13 protein-coding genes are annotated in these 19,338 nt (G+C 75.6%); 2 read left to right on the plus strand and 11 right to left on the minus strand.

Going from position 1 to position 19,338, the window contains the following annotated elements; genetic code table 11:
* Position 1 precedes the first annotated feature (1 nt).
* Both V1J52_RS13525 and V1J52_RS13530 read left to right on the plus strand, forming a co-directional pair.
* Entirely contained in the window at positions 2–1,612 is a 1,611-nt protein-coding gene (locus V1J52_RS13525) for a glycerol-3-phosphate dehydrogenase/oxidase (protein ID WP_330139983.1), read from the plus strand.
* 245 nt (positions 1,613–1,857) lie between these two features.
* The gene (locus V1J52_RS13530) at positions 1,858–3,105 is read left to right on the plus strand and encodes a PAC2 family protein (protein ID WP_330139984.1); all 1,248 of its coding nucleotides are present in this window, start codon (positions 1,858–1,860) and stop codon (positions 3,103–3,105) included.
* 30 nt (positions 3,106–3,135) lie between these two features.
* Here V1J52_RS13530 and mshC read toward each other — a convergent pair whose 3' ends face one another.
* From mshC to V1J52_RS13585, 11 genes are all read right to left on the minus strand, one after another.
* The gene (gene mshC / locus V1J52_RS13535) at positions 3,136–4,365 is read right to left on the minus strand and encodes a cysteine--1-D-myo-inosityl 2-amino-2-deoxy-alpha-D-glucopyranoside ligase (protein ID WP_330139985.1); all 1,230 of its coding nucleotides are present in this window, start codon (positions 4,363–4,365) and stop codon (positions 3,136–3,138) included.
* A 94-nt stretch (positions 4,366–4,459) separates the two neighbouring features.
* Complete coding sequence (locus tag V1J52_RS13540) at positions 4,460–7,315, minus strand: AfsR/SARP family transcriptional regulator (protein ID WP_330139986.1); 2,856 nt, start codon at positions 7,313–7,315, stop codon at positions 4,460–4,462.
* Positions 7,316–7,456: 141 nt separating this feature from the next.
* Complete coding sequence (locus tag V1J52_RS13545; protein WP_330140114.1) at positions 7,457–8,653, minus strand: ABC transporter permease; 1,197 nt, start codon at positions 8,651–8,653, stop codon at positions 7,457–7,459.
* A gap of 32 nt (positions 8,654–8,685) precedes the next feature.
* The gene (locus V1J52_RS13550; protein ID WP_330139987.1) at positions 8,686–9,402 is read right to left on the minus strand and encodes an ABC transporter ATP-binding protein; all 717 of its coding nucleotides are present in this window, start codon (positions 9,400–9,402) and stop codon (positions 8,686–8,688) included.
* Positions 9,399–10,643: a peptidoglycan-binding domain-containing protein gene (locus V1J52_RS13555; protein WP_330139988.1), complete on the minus strand. Its 1,245-nt coding sequence runs from the start codon at positions 10,641–10,643 to the stop codon at positions 9,399–9,401. Before V1J52_RS13555 ends, V1J52_RS13550 begins: the two co-directional genes overlap by 4 nt.
* 126 nt (positions 10,644–10,769) lie before the next feature.
* Positions 10,770–15,170 (minus strand): golvesin C-terminal-like domain-containing protein, encoded by a 4,401-nt coding sequence (locus V1J52_RS13560; RefSeq protein ID WP_330139989.1) that lies wholly within the window; start codon positions 15,168–15,170, stop codon positions 10,770–10,772.
* On the minus strand, positions 15,167–15,643 hold the full coding sequence (locus V1J52_RS13565) for a hypothetical protein (RefSeq protein ID WP_330139990.1): 477 nt from the start codon (positions 15,641–15,643) through the stop codon (positions 15,167–15,169). The genes V1J52_RS13560 and V1J52_RS13565 overlap by 4 nt, the downstream gene beginning before the upstream one ends.
* A 99-nt stretch (positions 15,644–15,742) precedes the next feature.
* Complete coding sequence (locus V1J52_RS13570) at positions 15,743–16,618, minus strand: hypothetical protein (RefSeq protein WP_330139991.1); 876 nt, start codon at positions 16,616–16,618, stop codon at positions 15,743–15,745.
* Positions 16,619–16,908: 290 nt separating this feature from the next.
* A complete protein-coding gene (locus tag V1J52_RS13575) occupies positions 16,909–17,838 on the minus strand; it encodes an SCO1664 family protein (protein WP_330139992.1) in 930 nt (309 codons plus the stop codon).
* Positions 17,799–18,392, minus strand: a complete 594-nt coding sequence (locus V1J52_RS13580; RefSeq protein ID WP_330139993.1) for a DUF3090 domain-containing protein — start codon at positions 18,390–18,392, stop codon at positions 17,799–17,801. The genes V1J52_RS13575 and V1J52_RS13580 overlap by 40 nt, the downstream gene beginning before the upstream one ends.
* Positions 18,393–18,458: 66 nt before the next feature.
* The gene (locus tag V1J52_RS13585) at positions 18,459–19,172 is read right to left on the minus strand and encodes a histidine phosphatase family protein (protein WP_330139994.1); all 714 of its coding nucleotides are present in this window, start codon (positions 19,170–19,172) and stop codon (positions 18,459–18,461) included.
* Positions 19,173–19,338: the final 166 nt, after the last annotated feature.

The following is a 19,338-nucleotide window of genomic DNA, read 5'->3' on the forward strand; positions in this document are numbered from 1 at the left end:
CATGAACACCACGCGAGGCGTCCCCACCCCCGGGACGCACCCGGCCGCCGGTGCCGACCCGGGGCGCGCCGAGACCAGGGACGTGCTCGCCCGCGCGACGTACGACCTGCTGGTCGTCGGCGGCGGCATCCTCGGCACCTCGGTCGCCTGGCACGCGGCGCAGTCGGGACTGCGGGTGGCGATGGTGGACGCCGGCGACTTCGCCGGCGCCACCTCGTCCGCGTCCTCCAAGCTGGTGCACGGCGGGCTGCGCTACCTCCAGACGGGCTCGGTCAAGCTGGTCGCGGAGAACCACCACGAGCGGCGGGTGCTGGCCAGGGACGTCGCCCCGCACCTGGTGAACCCGCTCACCTTCTACCTGCCCGTCTACAAGGGCGGTCCGCACGGCGCCGCGAAGCTGGGCGCGGGCGTCTTCGCGTACTCGGCGCTCTCCGCCTTCGGGGACGGCGTGGGGCGCGTCGTCTCCCCGGCGAAGGCCGCCGCCGACAACCCGGGGCTGCGCACCGAGAACCTGAAGGCCGTCGCGGTGTACGGCGACCACCAGATGAACGACGCGCGGGTGGCCGTCATGACGGTGCGGGCGGCGGTCGCGGCCGGTGCCGTGGTGCTCAACCACGCCGAGGTCACCGGGCTGCGCTTCACCGGCGGCCGGGTGACCGGCGCCGAGCTGCGGGACCGGGCGGACGGCACCGAGTTCGGCGTGGACGCGCGGCTCGTGCTCAACGCCACCGGCCCGTGGGTGGACCACCTGCGCCGCATGGAGCACGCCGGGGCCGCGCCCAGCATCCGGCTGTCCAAGGGCGCACACCTGGTGCTGCGGCGCAACGCGCCGTGGCGGGCGGCCATGGCGACGCCGATCGACAAGTACCGCATCACCTTCGCCCTGCCGTGGGAGGACCAGCTCCTGCTGGGCACCACGGACGAGCCCTACGAGGGCGACCCGGGCGAGGTGGCCGCCACCGCGGCGGACATCGACCAGATCCTCGCCGAGGCGGCCGTCTCCGTGCGGGAGGAGCACCTGTCGCGGGACCTCATCACGTACGCGTTCGCGGGACTGCGGGTGCTGCCCGGCGGGCCGGGCGGCGTCACGTCCGCCAAGCGCGAGACCGTCGTCACCGAGGGCCGCGGCGGCATGCTGTCGGTGGCCGGCGGCAAGTGGACGACGTACCGGCACATCGGGCGCACGGTGATGAACCGGCTGGCGCAGCTGCCCGGCGGCGCCCTCGCGCAGGACATGCAGCCGGTCTCCGCGCTGCCGCGCCGGGTGCCGCTGCCGGGCGTGGCGAACCCGGACGCGGTCGCGCACCGGCTGCTGGCCGACCGGGAGTCCGGCGGGCGCATCGACCCGCTGACGGCCCGCCACCTGGCCACCCACTACGGGGCGCTGGCCTTCGACATCGCCCGGCTGGTCCGCGAGGACCCGGCGCTGGGCGAGCGCGTCCACCCGGACGGGCCCGAAATCTGGGCGCAGGTCGTCCACGCCCGGGACCAGGAGTGGGCCGTCACGGCCGAGGACGTGCTGCGGCGGCGTACGACGCTCACCGTGCGGGGGCTGGACACGCCCGAAATCACTTCCCGGGTCGAGGAGTTGCTCGCCCGCCGCACCGGCTGAGCCGGACTGTGCCCCGCGGCGCCGGGCCGCAGACCGCCGCGGGCCGCCGGGAGACGCGGCGCGAGGGGGCGGGGCGTGCGGACGCCCCGCCCCGTCCGCGTGCGCCCGCCCGCCGCGGGACACCGCGCTCCCCCGCCTGCGGGCTGCGGGCGTGGTGGCGTGACGCCGTAGGCTGATCCCCGCACGGACAACGATCGTCAGCCGGGCGGAGGACGCGCCTGCCCCCGGCATGAAGGAGGCGCTGGGTGATCGAGCTGGAGGGTGTTCCCGAGCTGGTCGACCCGGTCATGGTGGCCGCGTTCGAGGGCTGGAACGACGCCGGCGACGCCGCATCCAGCGCGGTCGGGCATCTGCACCAGCAGTGGAAGGGTGAGGTCTTCGCGGCGCTGGACGCGGAGGACTACTACGACTTCCAGGTGAACCGGCCGCAGGTGTGGCTCGACGGCGGTGTGCGGAAGATCACGTGGCCGACGACACGGCTGTCCGTCGTACGGGTCTCGGGCGACCGGCCGCGGGACCTGGTGCTCGTGCGCGGCATCGAACCGAGCATGCGCTGGCGCTCGTTCTGCAACGAGCTGCTGGGCTTCGCGCACGAACTGGGCGTGGAGATGGTGGTGGTGCTGGGCGCGCTGCTGGGCGACACCCCGCACACCCGTCCGGTGCCGGTGACCGGCGTCACCTCGGACGCCGACCTCGCCCGTTCGCTTGATCTGGAGGAGTCGCGCTACGAGGGCCCGACGGGCATCGTGGGCATCCTCCAGGAGGCGTGCTCCCACGCGGGGGTGCCCGCGGTGAGCCTGTGGGCGGCCGTACCGCACTACGTCTCGCAGCCGCCGAACCCGAAGGCGACGCTCGCGCTGCTGAACCGGCTGGAGGACCTCCTCGACATCCGGGTGCCGCTCGGCGAGCTGCCGGAGGACGCGCGGGCGTGGCAGCTGGGCGTGGACCAGCTCGCCTCCGAGGACAGCGAGGTGGCCGAGTACGTCCAGTCGCTGGAGGAGGCACGGGACACGGCGGAACTGCCGGAGGCGTCGGGCGAGGCCATCGCCCGGGAGTTCGAACGCTACCTGCGGCGGCGGGACGGGCAGCCGGGGCCGCCGGGCGGCCAGGCGAGCGAGAGCGGGCTCGGCCCGGACCCGGGCGGACCGGGACCGTACCTGCGCGACCCGGGCAGCGGCCGGACCCGCCCGCCGCGCCGCGGTCCGCAGGAGGCCGGGGGCCGCGACGCCGCGGGGCCGGAGCGCCGTGAGGAGCACCGGGGCGCGGCGGAGCACGGCGGCACGGAGCCGCGGGAGGCGGACGCGGCCCGCGGCCGGACGCCCGAGGACGCGGACGCGCCGGAAGCCGGCCGGAGCGACACCGCACCGGACAGCTCGGGCCCGGACGGCTCCGGTGCGGATGAAGCGGGCCCGGACGGCTCCGGCCCGGACGGCGCGGAGCCGGACGAACGGCAGGCGGACGGCGACGACGACGCGGGCGGCACCCGGCCGTAGGGCCGGGCACCGCCCGCCGGGGCGCGCCTGTTACAGCGCCACGCCGAGGAGGGCGTCCACGGCCCGGGACACCAGGCCGGGGGCGCCCTCGTCCGTTCCGCCCGTCTCCTGCTGCGCGCGCGCCCAGCGGTCCACGGCGGCGAGCGCGGCCGGGGCGTCCAGGTCGTCGGCGAGGGCCGCCCGGATCTCCTCCACCAGCGTGTCGGCCGGCGGGCCGTCGGGCCGGGAGACGGCGGCGCGCCAGCGGCCGAGCCGGGTGACGGCCTCGTCCAGCACCGCGTCCGTGTACTCCCAGTCGGCGCGGTAGTGGTGGGCGAGCAGGGCGAGCCGGATGGCCGCCGGGTCGGTGCCGTCGCGGCGCAGGGTGGAGACGAAGACGAGGTTGCCCTTCGACTTCGACATCTTCTCGCCGTCCAGCGCCACCATCCCGGCGTGCACGTACGCCGCCGCGAACGGGTGCTCGCCGGTGAGCGCCTGGGCGTGCGAGGCGCCCATCTCGTGGTGCGGGAAGACGAGGTCGGAGCCGCCGCCCTGGACGTCGAAGCCCATGCCGAGGTGGTCGAGCGCGATGGCGACGCACTCGATGTGCCAGCCGGGGCGCCCGGGGCCGAGCGAGCCGCCGTCCCAGTGCGGCTCCCCCTCGCGTGCGGCCGTCCACAGCATCGGGTCGAGCGGGTTCTTCTTGCCGGGCCGCTCCGGGTCGCCGCCGCGCTCGGCGGACAGGGCCCGCATGGTGGCGGCGTCCAGCCCGGACACCTCCCCGAAGTGCGGGTCGGCCTCCACGGAGAAGTAGACGTCACCGTCCAGCTCGTAGGCGGCTCCGGCGTCCCGCAGCCGCTCGACCAGCGGGACGATGGCGGGTATCGACTCCACGGCGCCGACGTAGTGGCGCGGCGGCAGCATCCGCAGGGCGGTCATGTCCTCGCGGAAGAGGGCCGTCTCCCGCTCGGCCAGCGCCGACCAGTCCTCCCCCGTGGCGACGGCGCGCTCCAGCAGCGGGTCGTCGATGTCGGTGACGTTCTGCACGTAGTGCACCTGCCGCTTGGTGTCGAGCCACACGCGCTGCACGAGGTCGAACGCGTTGTAGGTCGCCGCGTGACCCAGGTGGGTCGCGTCGTACGGCGTGATGCCGCACACGTAGAGGCGGGCGACGGGGCCGGGGGCGAGGGTCACCCGTCCGCCGGTCGCGGAGTCGTGGATCGCGAGGTCGCGGCCCGTGCCGGGCAGGGCGGGGACCTCGGAAGCGGGCCAGGCATGCATGGTCAAGAGCGTAACCGGACGACGGCGCGGACGCGGCACGGGGCGGCGGGGGCGCGGGAGGGGCAGGGACAGGGCGCGGCCGCCCCGTCGTCCGTCAGCAGGGGGCGGGTTCGGCGACCGGGGCGAGCTGCACGGCCACCTCCCGGCTCTCCCGCCGGCTGAGCGTCTCCAGCGCCCGGGCCGCCTCGCGCTCCTCGCCCTGGGCCCCCCGCTCGTCGTCCAGGCCGCGCAGCGCCCGCCCGCTGAGGGTGCGCAGGTGGGCCACCGTGTACAGGTCGGTCTGCTCGTCGTCGACCTCCGCGAGGCCCCGCCGCACCCACCGGGCGGCCTCCCGGTAGGCCCGGCGGACGAGGTGGCTCTCGGCCAGTCCCGCCGCGGCGTGAATCCGGGCGTACGCCGTCTCGGCCACCTCGTGGCTCAGTGCGAAGGTCCGCACGGCCCGGTCCGGCGCACCGAGGTACAGGTGGCAGCGGGCGAGGTTGTTCAGGTTGATCCCGGCCCCGGGGACAGCCGGATGCGCGGCCCGCTGGAGCCGTTCGGCGATGGCCAGCGCCTCGGGAACACGTCCGGCGGTGGCCAGGCAGGCGACGAGGTTGACCTCCGCCCCCATCGCCAGCTCCTCGTGGCCCAGTCCCCGGTAGAGCTCCAACGCCCTCTCCAGGTGCCCGACGCCGCGGGGTGCGTCCCCGCGCTGCCCGGCCAGCTTCCCCAGCTGGGCCAGGGCCAGCGCCTGGTCGGCGGCGTCACCGCGGCGCAGCGCCCCCGCGAGGGCGAGTTCGCACAGCCGCTCCTGCTCCCGCCAGCGCAGCCGCATGCCGAAATAGCTCTCCAGGGCCCGGCACGCCTCCACCGCGAAGGCGGAGAGCGGACGGCCGGCCAGTTCCCCGCCCTCGTCGCCCTCCCCCGCGGTCTGCGCGGCCAGGGACATGACGTCCGCCAGCCCCTCGTCCGCCCAGGTGAGGGCCGACCGGGCGTCGGCGAACCCCTCGCCCTCCGGGAAGCGCGCGGCGGCCTCGGCGTACGTCCGGCCCCGCCACGGGCTCACCGCCAGCGGTCCGTTGACCCGGTACAGCGTTCCCGCGTACCACCGCGCCAGCCGCTCCAGCGACGGGCGGGCCCGGCCCCGGGGCAGCCGCGCGGCCTGCCACACCGCGACCGAGCGCACCATGTCGTGCAGGCTGTAGCGGCCCGGACGCGGGCTCATCGTGACCTGTGCGTCGGTGAGCCGCTCCAGGGCCGCTTCGGCCTCCGCCGGGCGGACCCCGGCGAGCGCGGCGACCGAACCGGCGGTGTGGGCCCGCACGGCGGCGACGCCGAGCAGGGGGAACACCCCGGCCGCCAGCCGGTCCGCCGGGTCGTCCCCTCCCGCGAGCTGGTCGACGGTGACCATCAGGCTCGCGCGCACGTCCCGCTCCCGGCCGGCCGTCAGCTCGTCGGTGCGCAGGTGCTCGTCCTCCAGCAGCGCGATCCACTCCGGCAGGCCCCAGTGCGGCCGGGACGCCATGCGCGTGGCGATGATCGACAGGGCCAGCGGGAGGTGGCCGCACAAGGCCACCAGCTTCCGCCACTGCCCGTGCGTGCCCTGGCCCGCCGAGCTGCCGGCGACCGCCTGCACCAGGCGGACGGCCTGCGCCGGGTCGACGGGGTCCACGTGCAGGTGGTGGCCGTGCGCGACGCCCGCCAGGACGGGCCGGCTGGTCACCAGCGCGGCCGTCCCCGGGCCTTCCGGGAGCAGGGGGGCGACCTGCGCGGCGCTCTCCGCGTTGTCGAGCACGAGCACGCAGCGGCGGCCGCGCAGCCGCTCCTGGTACAGCCGCGCCGCGTCGGCGGGCGCGACGGGCAGGTCCCGCCGGGGCACCCCGAGGGCGGGCAGCAGCAGGTGCAGGGCCTCGGCCGGGTCACGCGGGGCGTTGTGGGGGTCGGCTCCGCGCAGGTCGAGGTAGAGGAGGCCGTCGGGGAACCGGTCGGCGGCGAGCCGTGCCGCGCGCACGGCCAGCGTCGACTTGCCGACGCCGCCGGGGCCGGCCAGGAGGCAGGTCACCGGTTCCGTCGCGGCCACGGCGAGCCACCCCCGCAGCCGCTCCAGCTCCGGTTCGCGGCCGACGAACCCGGTGACGCGGGGCGGCGGAGCCGGCGGCGCGGCGGCCGGTTCCGGCGCGCGGGACGGCGGCCGGCCGGCCAAGGTCCCCGTCCCGCCGCGCGCCGCGGCCGGTTCCGCGCGGTGCTCCCCGCACAGCACGGCCTGTTCCGTCCGCCGCAGTTCAGCGCCCGGTTCGACCCCCAGTTCCGCCACGAGGCGGCGCCGGATGTCCCGGTAGACCACCAGGGCTTCGGCCGTCCGCCCGCAGGCGTGCAGGGCCGTCATGAGCTGGGCGGCGAAGCGCTCGCGCAGCGGGTGGGCGGCGGCGGCCTCGGCGATCTCCTCGACGACGGCCGCGTGCTGGCCGAGGGCCAGGCGCAGCACGAAGCGCTCCTCCGTGGCGGCCAGCGCGAGGTCTTCCAGGCGCGGCCGTTCGGTGTCGCGCAGGGGACTGTCGGCGACGCCCCCGAGCGGGGCGCCCTGCCACAGCTGCCGGCTGCTTTCCAGCAGGGCCAGCGCTTCGGCCGGGTCGTCGGCCGCCCGCTGCCGGGCCCGGCACAGCAGGTCGCGGAAGCGCCCGAGGTCCGTCTCGGCGGGGAGGACGGCGAGGCGGTAGCCGCCCGCTCCGGTGTGGAGCCGCTGGCCGGGCAGGATCTTGCGCAGGCGCATGACGTGGCTGCGCAGCGTGGCGCGCGCCGTGCGGGGCGGCCTGGTGCCCCACACCTGGTCGATGACGGTGTCGGCGAGGACCGTCTGGCCGGGGCGCAGCGCGAGGACGGCGAGAACCGTGCGGGGGATCGACGCGGTGAGCGGGAGGGCGGTCCCGTCGTCGGCGACGACCCCGACGGGCCCGAGCAGACGCACTTCCACTTGTCCCCCTGCGTACGCGGTGCGGCACCGGACCAACTGCGCCATTCCGGCGGCCTATTGATCATTACACCTGGCACGGCCCGCCCCGGCAAGGTGTTGCCGCCCGGCGCTCCGGCCCGCGTCCGGCCGTCGGCGGGCGGGTCAGCGGCGCAGCGCCTCGGCCGGAGGGACGCGGCTGGCCCGCCAGGCGGGGTAGAGGCCGGCGACCAGGCCGGTGAGGAGACCGGCCAGGGGCGCGGCGGCCACGACACCCGGGTCCAGCACGGGGGTCCAGGACTGGACGAGGGACACCGCGACGACGGCGACCGTGCCGATGCTGGCGCCCACTATGCCGCCGAGCGCGCCCAGCAGGCCGGATTCGGTGAGGAACTGGGCGGTGACGTGCCGGGCGCGGGCGCCCAGCGCGCGGCGCAGTCCGATCTCGCCGGTGCGCTCCAGCACCGCGACCAGGGTGGTGTTGGCGATGCCGACCGCGCCGATGAGCAGGCAGACGGCGGCGAGCAGGAGGAAGAGCTGCTCCAGGTCGGAACCGACGGAGGTGCGCAGGTTCCGGGGGTCGGGCGGGGGGACGGCCGCGAAGCGTTCCGGGCGCACCGGGTCGAGGGCGAGCGGGACGGTGCGGGCGACCTGCGCCGCCGCGCCGACCTCGGTGGAGATCAGCATCTCGACGGGTTCGGAGCCGTCGGGGTCGCCCCAGACCCGTGCGGCGGTCGCGGCGGGGATGGTGACGGAGAGCAGGAGGTCCGCCTTGCGTTCGGTGTCCCGCACGACGCCGACGACGGTGAAGGGCCGTCCGGCGATGAAGACGGCCGGTGCGGTCTCCAGGGTGGTGATGCCGAGCCGCGAGGCCAGCCCGGCCCCGACGACGGCGACGGGCTGGGCCGTCTCCTGGTGGAAGCCGTCGAACAGGCGGCCCTCCTCCAGCCGTGCCCCGGCGGCGCGCAGCATGCCCGGGGTCGCGGCGACGACCTGGGTCCGCACACCGTCGCCCCCGGCCACCGGCGCCCCGGTGACGGTGGCCTCGGCGGGGAGGCGGACGGGCCAGTACACACCGGCCGCCTCGACACCGCCCAGTGCGGAGGCGGCTCGGTCGGCGCTCTCGGAGAAGACGCCGTCCTCCCCGTCCCCGGGCGCCCCGCCGGTGGAGCGGACGGTCACCTCCGTCGCGGTCAGCGCGTCGAAGCGGGTGTCGATCTGGGAGGAGGCGGTGCTCGTCAGGCCGAGTACGGCGACGAAGGCGCCGACGCCGAGGACGGTGCCGAGCGCGGTCAGCGCCGAGCGGGCCGGACGCTGGAGCACCCCGGCGAGGGCCTCGGCGAACAGGTCGCGCGGGGACATCCGGGAGGGCCGCACAGGCGGCCGGGTTCGGCTCACCGCGCCACTTCCCCGCACGTGGCCACGCCGTCGTGCAGGGCCAGGGCACGTCCGCCCCGGCGCGCCACCTCGGGGTCGTGGGTGACGACCAGGAGCGTCTGCCCCTGCGCGGAGAGGTCGTCCAGGAGCGCCATGACCTGCCGGGCGTTGCCGCTGTCGAGGTTTCCGGTGGGCTCGTCGCACAGGAGCAGGGACGGGCGCACGGCCAGGGCCCGCGCGATGGCCACGCGTTGCCGCTCGCCGCCGGAGAGCCGGGTGGGCAGCGCGTCGGCGCGGTGCGCCAGGCCGACGCGGTGCAGCGCCTCGCGGGCCGTGGCGGCGCGCTCGCGGCGCGGCAGGCCGGCGTGCAGCAGGGCGAGGGTGACGTTGTCCTCGGCCGTGCGGTGGGGAAGCAGGTGGAACGCCTGGAAGACGAAGCCGATGCGGCCGCCGCGCAGGGCCGTCAGTCCGGCGTCACCGAGCGGTCCGGTGTCGATGCCGTCCAGGAGGTACCGCCCGGCCGTCGGGGCCTGGAGCAGTCCGACGATGTTGAGGAAGGTGGACTTGCCGGAGCCGGAAGGTCCGGTCACCGTCAGGTACTCCCCGGCGTCGAGGGTGAGGTCGAACGGGTGCAGGGCGGTCAGCGGGGGTGGTCCCGGGTAGGTGAGGCCGACGCCGTGGAAGGCGATGACGGGCGCGGGGGCGCCGGGCCCCGGGGTGCCGGGGCCGCTCACCGGTCGCCCTCCGCGCCAGCGCGCAGGCCGACGATGACGGCCTCCCGCGCGGACAGCCGTGCGGGCTTCACCGGGGCGACCTCCACGAGCCCCGCGCCGGAAGTGCCGGTACGCACCTCGACGCGGCGCCGGGTGCCGTCCTGGCCCAGCACGGTCACCGAGGTGGCGCCGTCGGCGGCGGCGGAGACGGCGGAGACCGGGACGGCGAGCACCGGACCGTCGGAGGAGGCCGCCTCGATGGTCAGCCGCACGTCCTGGCCGGCGAGCCCGGCGGGCAGTTCCTCGTCGGGGCGCACCACGAGGCCCGGCGCGCCGCTCTCCGCCGCGGCGTCCCCGGAGCCGCCCACGGCCTCCGGACCGGCTCCGGCCTCCGGACCGGGCGCGGTCTCCGGACCGGGCGCGGTCTCCGGACCGGGTCCGGCCGGGACGGCGGCGGTGCCGGGCGCGACGGCGGACACCTTCCCGGAGACGGTCAGGCCGGTGGTCTCGGAGTGGATGCGCACGGGCTGGCCCCGCCGGATCAGGCCCTGTTCGTGTGCGGTGACGGTGCCCCGCACCGTCAGCTCACCGGCCGAGAGGGTGAGCAGGTCGGCCTCCACGGGGCCGCCGACCCGGGCGTTCGTGGCCACGACCCGGGCCGGGAAGGCGGTGAGGAAGACCAGTTCGGAGGCGGGCACCATCGCGGTGCCCGTCCGCTCGTGCAGCCGGGGCCGGTAGCCCAGTTCGTCGTAGAAGCCGGTGACGGCCCGTGCCGTGGCGGGCCCGAAGAGGCCCTCGGGGTCGCCGTCGGAGGGGAAGCCCGCCTTCGCCAGCGCGCCGCGGAGCTGGGTGACGTCATCCCCCCGCGCGCCCGACCGCAGGTCGCGGTAGACGGGCAGGGCGCCGGGCAGGGCGAAGACCGGACGGCCGGAGACCTCCACCAGGACGTGTCCGGGCCGCACGGTGTCGCCGGCGTCGGCCATGGTGCGGGTGACGACGGCCGCCGAGGTGCCCTCGCCGGGCGGGGTGTCGGGGGTGAACCGCACGGTCTGGGCGGCGGCGACGGTGCCGCGGGTGACCACCGTGTCGGTGAGGACCTGCTGCCGTACGGGCGTGGTGAGGACGTCCGGCGGTGGCGGGCCGGCCTCCGCGACGACCTGCTGCGGTGACTTCACGACCGTGCCGGCGGCTACGCCCGCCACGGCCAGCACGGCGGCTCCGGCGGCGACGGCCACCACGGCCCGGCGGCGTTGGTGCAGCACGAGGAGGTCCTCCGTTCATAGGGTGCGCGGGACGGGCCGGCACGCGCGGGGCGGGACGGGAGTCTGGAACCGAAGGGAAGGGCGGGGCGGCGGCCGCTGGGCCGCCGCCCCGTGGTGCGTTCCGCCTCAGCGGCTGTGGTCGGGGTCGGGTTGCAGGGCGCGGTCGGAGCAGAACCTCCCTTCGGGGTCCGTCCCGGCCCTGCTGCCGGGCGCGATCGTCCAGGGGTTGCCGGACCGGCCGCTCGCGTCCGCCCCCTGGGCCAGGTAGTCGTTGCAGTAGCCGTACGCGGAGGGCGTCCGGTCCTGGGGGGTCAGCGCCCCCATCCGGCTGAAGGTGGAGAAGTTCCCGCTGTAGACGGGCGCGGCGCTGGTGCGGCGGCTGCCGTCCAGGTTGAGGGCCTGCCCGTTCCGGTACAGGTACTGGTCGGGCATGTGGCTGGCCCGCAGGATCGGCACGGAGCCGTTCCGCTGGATGGTGCCGTCCGCGCACACCTTGAAGCTGAGCTCCTGCCAGATCGGCGGCGCCATGCCGTACGGCGAACCGTCCATGTCCGGCCAGGGCAGCAGTCCCGGGTTGAAGAAGGCGCTGAAGACGTCACCGGCCAGTCTGGCCACTCCGGTGTGCACCGGGGCGCCCTGGAGCTGGTTCTTCCACAGCCGCGCCGCCTCCGCGGCGTCGGTGTCGAGGAGGGTCCGGTAGCCGATGGCACCGCCGGCGGTGTACTGCGCCGCGACGCACGAACCCGTGACGCGGGGGGCCACACCGATCGACTGGTACGCCTTGCCGGGCAGCACCCCCGACGCCAGCGGGTCGACCTGCTTGACGCGCCCGTCGTACTCGTTCAGGTTCGCGTACCGGTAGCGCAGGTCCGCGCCGACGCCGTAGTCCTCCTCGACCGCCTCGATCAGGTCGGTCACGAAGTCCGGGAGGTGCGTGTCGGCGGTGCGGTCCGAGTACTCCGCCCACTGGCTCCCCTCGACGATCTGGCCGTCGTCGGTCTTGACGAAGGAGACGGTGACCGTGCTGCGCATCTTGGTGGCGTCGTCCGCCCGCGCGTCGCGGAAGTGGTCCGGCATCCGGGTGGAAGCGGGCCGGTAGGAGTGGTGGTTGGCCAGGGAGAGCCAGCTCGGGGCCCCCTTGCCCGCCGGGTAGTCCTCCGGCTCGACGGCCGTCTCGTCCACCGCTGAGACGTGCGTGTACCAGTCCTGTACGGCGTCGCGCACGTTGGCGGTCACGCAGCTCGGTGTGGGTCCTTCCGCGCACACCGGGGAGTCCAGGATGGACTCGGCCGACTCGACCGCCCACTCGTAGACGTTCTTCCTGCTCTTGAGCGGTGAGTAGACGAACCAGGTGCTCTGCACGTCCGCGTCGATGTTCTGCCGCTCGTCGAAGAAGGCGACCGCGTCGACGGTCTCCTCGACGTACGTGCCGCGGATGGGCTCGACGGCGACGGCGTCGAAGATGACGTTGTCCGTCCCCTCGCCGTCCGTGGCGATGTTGTCCAGCCGCACCTCGGGCACGTTGTCGAACATGAAGGCGCCCAGCGGCACCCAGCGGTTGCTGGAGCTGTTCTGGTTCAGGCGGCGGGTCTTCGTCCCGTTCGCCGTCCTGACCTCGTACTCGGCACGTTTGGTGCGGACGCCGTGGTCCATCAGGTGCACCCAGACCCGCGCGGGCTGTTCCAGCTTGCGGTCCAGCCTCCAGGTCGCGGTGACCTTGAGCCGCTCGGCCTTGGCGCGGTCCGCCGCGTCACCGGCTCCGCGGGTGTCCGAGAAATAGAGGTGCCCGCCGAATCCCGCACCGAGCTGATGCGTGTTCACCTTGGACGGGTAGCGCCCGGTGGGCACCGACCCGTCGCGGTCCTGGGCGAAGTCCAGGTCGAACGTGCCCCGGTTGTCGAAGTTCTTCGCGCAGCCCGGCCGCGACGAGGGCACGGAGGTGGGCTGGTTGTCGATGATCAGCGCGCCCGACGGGAGACCCGAGCGGGTGCACGACGGCGGATAGGCGGTGCCGTCGGGTTCCTCGGGATAGGTGTGGTCGAAGCGGACGATCTGGTTGCCGCAGGTGGTGGCGCAGTTCTCCTTCCAGGTGACCGGTTCGTTCCACCAGCAGCGGAAGTCCTCCCTGCGGCACGGCCCGGTGGTGGCGTCGTCGTTGGAGGCGCCGTCCCGCAGGTGCGCGGGGTCGCAGTCGTTCACCGACGGCGAGCAGAAGAGCGTCTCCGGCGGCTTGACGGCCGTCCGCGCGGCGCTCGTGGTCCACCACGCGGGCCGGAAGCCGGAGACCAGTTTCCCCGGCGACTCCAGGGCCTCGATGGGGTACGCCGCCCAGCCGAGCACCTTCTCCGGGTAGGGCCAGAACTGCGGGCGGGCGGCGTCCGCGTAGCTGGTCTCCAGGAACGGCGCGCGGTTGACCTCGTAGCGGGGGTTGGCCGGGTTGTTGTGCCAGCCGACGCCCCAGGCACCGCCGTTGCTGCCCTTCTGGCTCTCCGGGTAGAAGCCGGAGTTGTACGCCCACAGCGCGAAGAACCAGTTCTCCGGCTTGTCCGGGTCATCGTTGTTGACGGTCAGTCCGGCGGCGCGGGTCTGGTTCCACTTGTCCTCCAGGATGCGCAGCCCGCCGGCGATGTTGGCGGTGTAGTCCAGGGCCGCCGCCCGCTGCTGGAGGGGGGACAGCGCCGTCTCGCCGGGCTTCGTCTTGCCTGCCAGGCGCATGCCGTCGGTGATCTGGGTCAGGCCGTAGCCGCAGTCGGCGTCCGACCAGCGGATGTCCCAGTCGTTGCCCTCGTCCGCGTCGTAGAGGTCGATGCCGTAGAAGTTGCCGATCAGCGGGTTGGCGGTCACGCCGGGGACCGCGAAGCGCGCGGCCTGCCACATGTTCGACTCCTGGGCGATGACGCCGAGCATCACCTGCGCGGGCACGTGCCCGCCGCCGTTCAGGCCCCGCCGCGGGAACAGGTCCTGCGGCGAGTAGGCGCCCATGCCCAGGTTCTTCCAGTTGGCCGGGCGGCGGATGTGGTCGTCGAGGTTGCCGAGGATCGCCTGGTCCACGGCCCACTCGACCTGCCGCGGCTTGGGCTGCGTGACCTGGTTGGCCGGGTCGTTGCGGGGGACGGCGCAGTAGCGCTCGTCCTCGCCCTCCACCCAGTCGGGCGCGCTGGTGGTCCCCAGTTGCGGACGCGGTCCGTCCCCGGCCTTCTTCTCCGGCGGCCCGGTCAGCGCGGGCGAGCGTGCTCCGCCCTGCGCCTCGTGGCCCGCGGTGCGCTCCTGCGGGCCGACGGTGAAGGCAGCCGTCCGCCCGGTCTGAAGCACCTTCAGCGACAGCGCGGCGGGGCGGGCGGCCGGGGACGGCCTGACCCGGCTGTCCTTGCCGTCGGCCCAGGCGGTGCCGGTCAGTACCGCCTCGCCCCGGGTGCTGGCGAGGCTGTGCTTGGGCAGCGCGGGCAGGTGCCGGACGGTGCGGGGCAGCCGCGTGGTCCGCGCGTCGCTCTCACCGGTGATGAACACCGCGCCGTCGGCCGAGCGCGTCAGCCCGACCGCGCTCCACGGTCCCTGGGCGAGCAGCGCGGGACGCGCCGCGTCGGCGTCGGCCTGCTTGATCTGCCCGGCGCTGACGCGGCGCACCCGCGCGAGGTGGCGGGTGGTGTCCTCCGTCCGACTCCCGGCGGCCGTGCTCCCGCCCTTGCCGCCGTCCCCGTCGGCGCTCCGTGCGGTGGCGCCGGAGCTGTCCCGGTCGAGGAAGACGACACCGCCGTCGCGGTCCGGTGCCAGCCGGAACGGGGTGCCGCCGGTGTGGGCGACGGCGGTGCGGGCGCCGTCGGCGGCCAGGGACACCAGGCGGGCCCCGTCGGCGGCGACGATGCCCTTGCCGACGGGGACGGCGGAGGTGACCTGTCCCGGAGTCTCGACCGGCTCGGCCGTCCGCCCGGTCCGGGCGTCCAGCCGCAGCAGCCGGGTGGCACCGAGCCTCTCGTCGCCCTCCTGGGTCAGCACGGCGGTCTCGTCCGCGCCGCAGCCGGGGTTGAAGTAGGCCAGCGAGGTGCGGACCGGGAGTTTGGTCACGGCGCCGGTGGACAGTTCGACGACGGCCGTGAAGCCGCCGCGCTCGGACAGGTGGGCCTCGTTGGTGAACGTCCGCGGCGCGTAGACGACCACCGCCCGCTCCCCGGAGCCCGTCACGCAGGCGTTGCCGATCCAGGAGTCGGCGTCGAAGCCCGGCTCGGTGAGGGTGGCGGCGGTGCGCCAGTGGTAGCCGTCCCGCTGGTCGGCGACGAGCACGTGGAACCCCTGCGCGTCACCGGAGGTCGTCCACGCGCGGTCGTCGGACTCCTGCCAGTCCCGGCCCAGCACCGTGCGCCGGTCGTCCGGGGGCACGGCCGCGGCCGCCGGTGCGCCGGGCGCGGCCCCGGGGCCCGCGGCGGACGGGGCGGCGCCCCGCTCCGCCGCGAGCACCTCGGGCTGGGTCAGCGCGCTGAGGACGGCCAGCCCGGCGGCGGCCGCTCCCCATCTGCGCAGGCGTGGCCTCACGAGCTGCGCTTGCTGGAGGCGTTGTCGTTGCGCAGCGCGCCCAGGAGGCCGTGGGAACCCGGGCCGTAGACCTTGTACCGCCCGTCGTATCCCGGGCTGTAGTAGACGGTGTGCGTGCGGGTGTCCTTGTTCTCGGCCCAGGCGGCGTTGTTGCGGATCGACTCCCCGACGCCCCGGGTGTCCCCCGAGCCGACCGAACCGCAGTGGGCGCCCCGGCGGAACACGTACCGCACGTTGCCGAACTGGTTGCCGCGGCCGGTGTGGCTGTACTCGCTCTTGTTCGTCGCGAAGCAGACCCCGGTCGGCCAGCCGTCGGAGAAGACGGTGTACTCCAGGATGAAGCAGTAGCGGTTGTTGCTGGAGCTGCACTCGTCGGAGGAGTAGACGGTGGACGCGGAGGCCGTGCCCGGCAGCAGTGCCGTCGCGGCGAGCGCTGCCAGACCGGAGAGGACCCCGAGGTGACGTGTCTTCATGGTGTGCTCCCTGTGGTGTGGGTGTTCCCGCGCCGGCCCGTCCGGCGCGGACGTGTGGGGCCCGGTGGCGGTGCCGCCCGGGGCCGGGTCGCGCGGCGGTCAGGACCGGGCCACGCGCTTCAGGACGCGCTCGTTGGCCTCCCGCAGCTCGTTCAGCACGGGCGCGTTCTCCTCGATGAGCTCCTGCTGGATCTCCCGCTCGACGTCGGACCAGATCCGGATCAGGTCCGTCCCGGCCTTGCAGCCGACGTCGGCGACGGCCGCGGTGATCTCCTCGGGCGGGGGCTCGTCCAGCACGGGGGGCACCAGTTCGTCGGCCTCGTACGGATGCGTGACGCGGTACCCCTTCGCGGACATGCAGTCCGACCAGGCGGCGATGGCCTCGCGCACGGCGGGGTCCTCCTCGGACCGCCGCAGGGACTCCCCGTCGAGGTCGCTGGCGAAGTGGTCGTCCAGCCGTCCCATGGCGCGGTCCACCTCCCCCGCGCAGCCGCCCTCGGGGACGTCACCGCTCGCCCGCGTCCCCGGCGGCGCCTCCTCGGTGCCGCGCAGCACCACGTACGCGGCGTCACCGCCGGGCGGTTCGTAGCTGTCGGGCTCACCGGCGACGGCGGCCGGCAGCCGGTAGCCGTAGGTCTCGGCCGCGGCGCGGTCGGAGACGCCGTAGCGGCGCTCCAGGTTCGCGCCGTTGACGGACGGCGGCGGGTACTCCCCGAAGGGCGTGGGCGCGTACTCGAACCCGTACCGGTCCATGCAGGCGTCGATCGCGGCGATGCGGGCGTTCTCCGCCGCCACGTAGTCGGGGTAGGCCACGAGGTACTCCTCCAGGGGGAGGCTCAGGCCCGCGACCAGCCCGCCCCGGTCGGTGGTCGGCCAGTTCGCGCGGTGGCGCGGATCCACCTCCCCCGGCCCCGGGCCACCGTCCGCCGTCCCGCCTCCCGCGCATCCGGCGAGCAGGACCGCAAGGACCGCCACCGCCGTCGCTCTCGCCCGCACCGGCGCACCGCCTTCCCCGTCGTCCGGCTTCACGCGGCATACGCTGGCAGCAGGGCGTGGCGGTGGCGGTGAAGGCGCGTGTCAACGCCGTGGAACGGCCGTGGACACGTTCACCACGTGCGGAAACAGGCGTCGGAGTGCGGCTGCTGACCATCCGGTGAGCAGCACGGCCCGCCCGGCGGGCATCACGGCGGCACGCGGCGCGCCCCCGGCCACGGGGCGGCGGGGGCGCGGGAGGGGCTCGGGCGCGGCATCGCGCGCGGGCCGGGTCAGATGGGCGGCCAGGGGATGGCGGGCCAGTCGCCGCCGGGCAGGGGATGGCGTCCGGCCGCCAGCAGGTTCCCGGTGCGCTTGCGCAGCGCGTCGAGGTCGGCGGCGGGCAGCAGCGCGGCCAGGCGGGCGGCGAGCGGCCGGTCCGGGGCGAGCGCGTCGGCCAGGCCCCGCAGCCGCCCGGTGGCCTCGGCGGGCAGCGGCTCGCCCGCCCAGCCCCACAGCAGGGTGCGGAGTTTGTCGTCGGAGTGGAAGGTGACGCCGTGGTCGATGGCGTGGAGGCTGCCGTCGGGCAGCGGCAGCAGGTGGCCGCCCTTGCGGTCGGCGTTGTTCAGGACGGCGTCGAGCACCGCGAGCCGGCGCAGCCGTGCGTCGTCGGCGTGCACGAGCAGCGCGGTGCGGCCCGGTCCGGTCTCGGCGAAGCCGACGGCCTTCCAGCCGGGCTCGGGCTCGGTGCCGTCGACCAGCGCGAGCAGCCCGTCGGCGGCCGTCGGCCGGGGCGACGAGCCGTCGGGGGGCGGGCCCACCCACTGCTGGCACATGCCCTCGCCGTAGGGTCCGTCCCGCAGCACGGTGGGGGGCACCATCTCCCAGCCCAGCGCCCGGCACACCTCGTAGGCGGCGACCTCGCGGCCCGCGAGCGTGCCCTCGGGGAAGTCCCACAGGGGCCGCTCCCCGGCGACCGGCTTGTAGACGCAGGGGACGGCCACCGGCTCCGTCCCGCCGTCGGGCACGGCGGTGACCGTGCCGTACAGCACGGCGTTGGAGGCGTCCGTGATGCGGCCGGTCACCGTCAGCTCGCCGCCGGCCAGCAGCGCGGCGACGCGGTCGGGGCCCCCGGCGCCCTTAGCGCCCCCGGGGGCGGGCGGCGGCGCGGGTACGGAGGGGGTCACGCTTCCCCGCGCCGGTACCCGTTCTGCCGGGGGCATACGTGTCCCTCCGGGTCGAGCGGCAGGCTGCACAGCGGGCAGGGCGGCCGCCCGGCGTTCACCACTTCCATGGCGCGCTTGGCGAAGGCCCGGGCCATGGACCCGGTGATCCGCACGCGCAGCATGGGCGGCCCGTTCTCGTCGTCGTGCAGCAGCCGCTCCTCGGCCTCGGCCAGCGACTCGTCCGTCTCGGCGTCCAGCGCGACCAGTGCCTGCGCCTCCACGACCATGCGTTCGGTGTCGCCGTCCCAGGCGAGCGCCATGGTGCCGACGCGGAACTCCTCCTCGACCGGGCTCACCAGCGGTTGGCTGTCGGCCAGTTCCGCCGGTGCGACGGCCGGCACGGCGGTGCTGCCGCCGCTGCGCCGCACGACCTCGTCGAGCAGTTCGTCGATCCGTTCGGCCAGCGCCTCGACCTGGGCCTTCTCCAGGGAGACGCTGGTGGTGCGCCCGTCTGCTGATGCCTGGAGGTAGAAGGTGCGCCGTCCGGGCAGTCCGACCGTCCCGGCGACGAATCGGTCCGGGGGGTCGTAGAGGAACACCTGACGGGACACGTCCTGCTCCAACGGTTTCGGAAACGTGGGTCAATGGCACCCTACTGCGCGCGGTGATCTACGCGCTCACGCACCGCCCCCGACGGCTGCGTCGCCGCCCCGGCCGTGGGCGTCCCCCGCGCCCCGGGCGGGTGCGGCGTCCGGCTCGCGGGGAGCGAGGGAGGCGAGGTGGCCGGTGTCGCCGAGCCGCAGCAGGAAGGGCCGCGAGGGGGTGTAGCGGATCGCGGTGACGGACGCGGGTTCGACGCTGACGCGCTGGAAGAGGTCCAGGTGCATGCCGAGGGCGTCGGCGACGACGGACTTGATGACGTCCCCGTGCGTGCACATCACGTACACCGCCTCCGGCCCGTGCTCGGCCTCCACCCGGGCGTTCCAGTCCCGTACGGCCTCCACCGCGCGCTGCTGCATGCCGCGCATCGTCTCGCCGCCGGGGAAGGCGACGGAGCTGGGGTGGTGCTGGACGACCGCCATCAGCGGCTCGTCGGACAGTTCGCCGAGCTTGCGGTTCGTCCAGTCCCCGTAGTCGCACTCGGATACGCGTTCGTCCTGCGTGACGGACAGCTCCGGGCGGCGGGCGGCCAGCGGTGCCAGCGTCTGGCGGCAGCGCAGCAGCGGGCTGCGGACGGCGGCGGCCAGCGGCAGGCCGTCGAGGCGGTCGGGCAGCGCGGCGGCCTGGGCCTCGCCGTGTTCGTCGAGACGGACGCCGGGCGCGCGTCCGGCCAGCAGCCCGGCGGTGTTGGCGGTGGAGCGGCCGTGACGGACCAGGAGCAGGGTGGGCATGCCAGCCAGGGTAAGCCAGGCGCACGCCCGGGCGGATGGCGCGGGGCACCGCGCGACGGGACCGGCCGCCGGGCGGCCCGGGACGTGACGCACCGGGGCGGACCGGCCCCGTAACTTCGGGCGGGGCCGGGCGTTGGGTGCGGTGACGGCCGTGGCGGGGTCGACC

This window comes from Streptomyces solitudinis, assembly GCF_036323765.1.
GTDB lineage: Bacteria > Actinomycetota > Actinomycetes > Streptomycetales > Streptomycetaceae > Streptomyces.

Excerpts from the sequence above, each read along its gene's own strand:
- V1J52_RS13575 (WP_330139992.1), bottom strand. The coding sequence starts at position 17,838 with ATGCCCCCGGCAGAACGGGTACCGGCGCGGGGAAGCGTGACCCCCTCC.
- V1J52_RS13585 (WP_330139994.1), bottom strand. The coding sequence starts at position 19,172 with ATGCCCACCCTGCTCCTGGTCCGTCACGGCCGCTCCACCGCCAACACC.
- V1J52_RS13545 (WP_330140114.1), bottom strand. The coding sequence starts at position 8,653 with ATGTCCCCGCGCGACCTGTTCGCCGAGGCCCTCGCCGGGGTGCTCCAG.
- V1J52_RS13525 (WP_330139983.1), top strand. The coding sequence starts at position 2 with ATGAACACCACGCGAGGCGTCCCCACCCCCGGGACGCACCCGGCCGCC.
- V1J52_RS13565 (WP_330139990.1), bottom strand. The coding sequence starts at position 15,643 with ATGAAGACACGTCACCTCGGGGTCCTCTCCGGTCTGGCAGCGCTCGCC.
- mshC (WP_330139985.1), bottom strand. The coding sequence starts at position 4,365 with ATGCATGCCTGGCCCGCTTCCGAGGTCCCCGCCCTGCCCGGCACGGGC.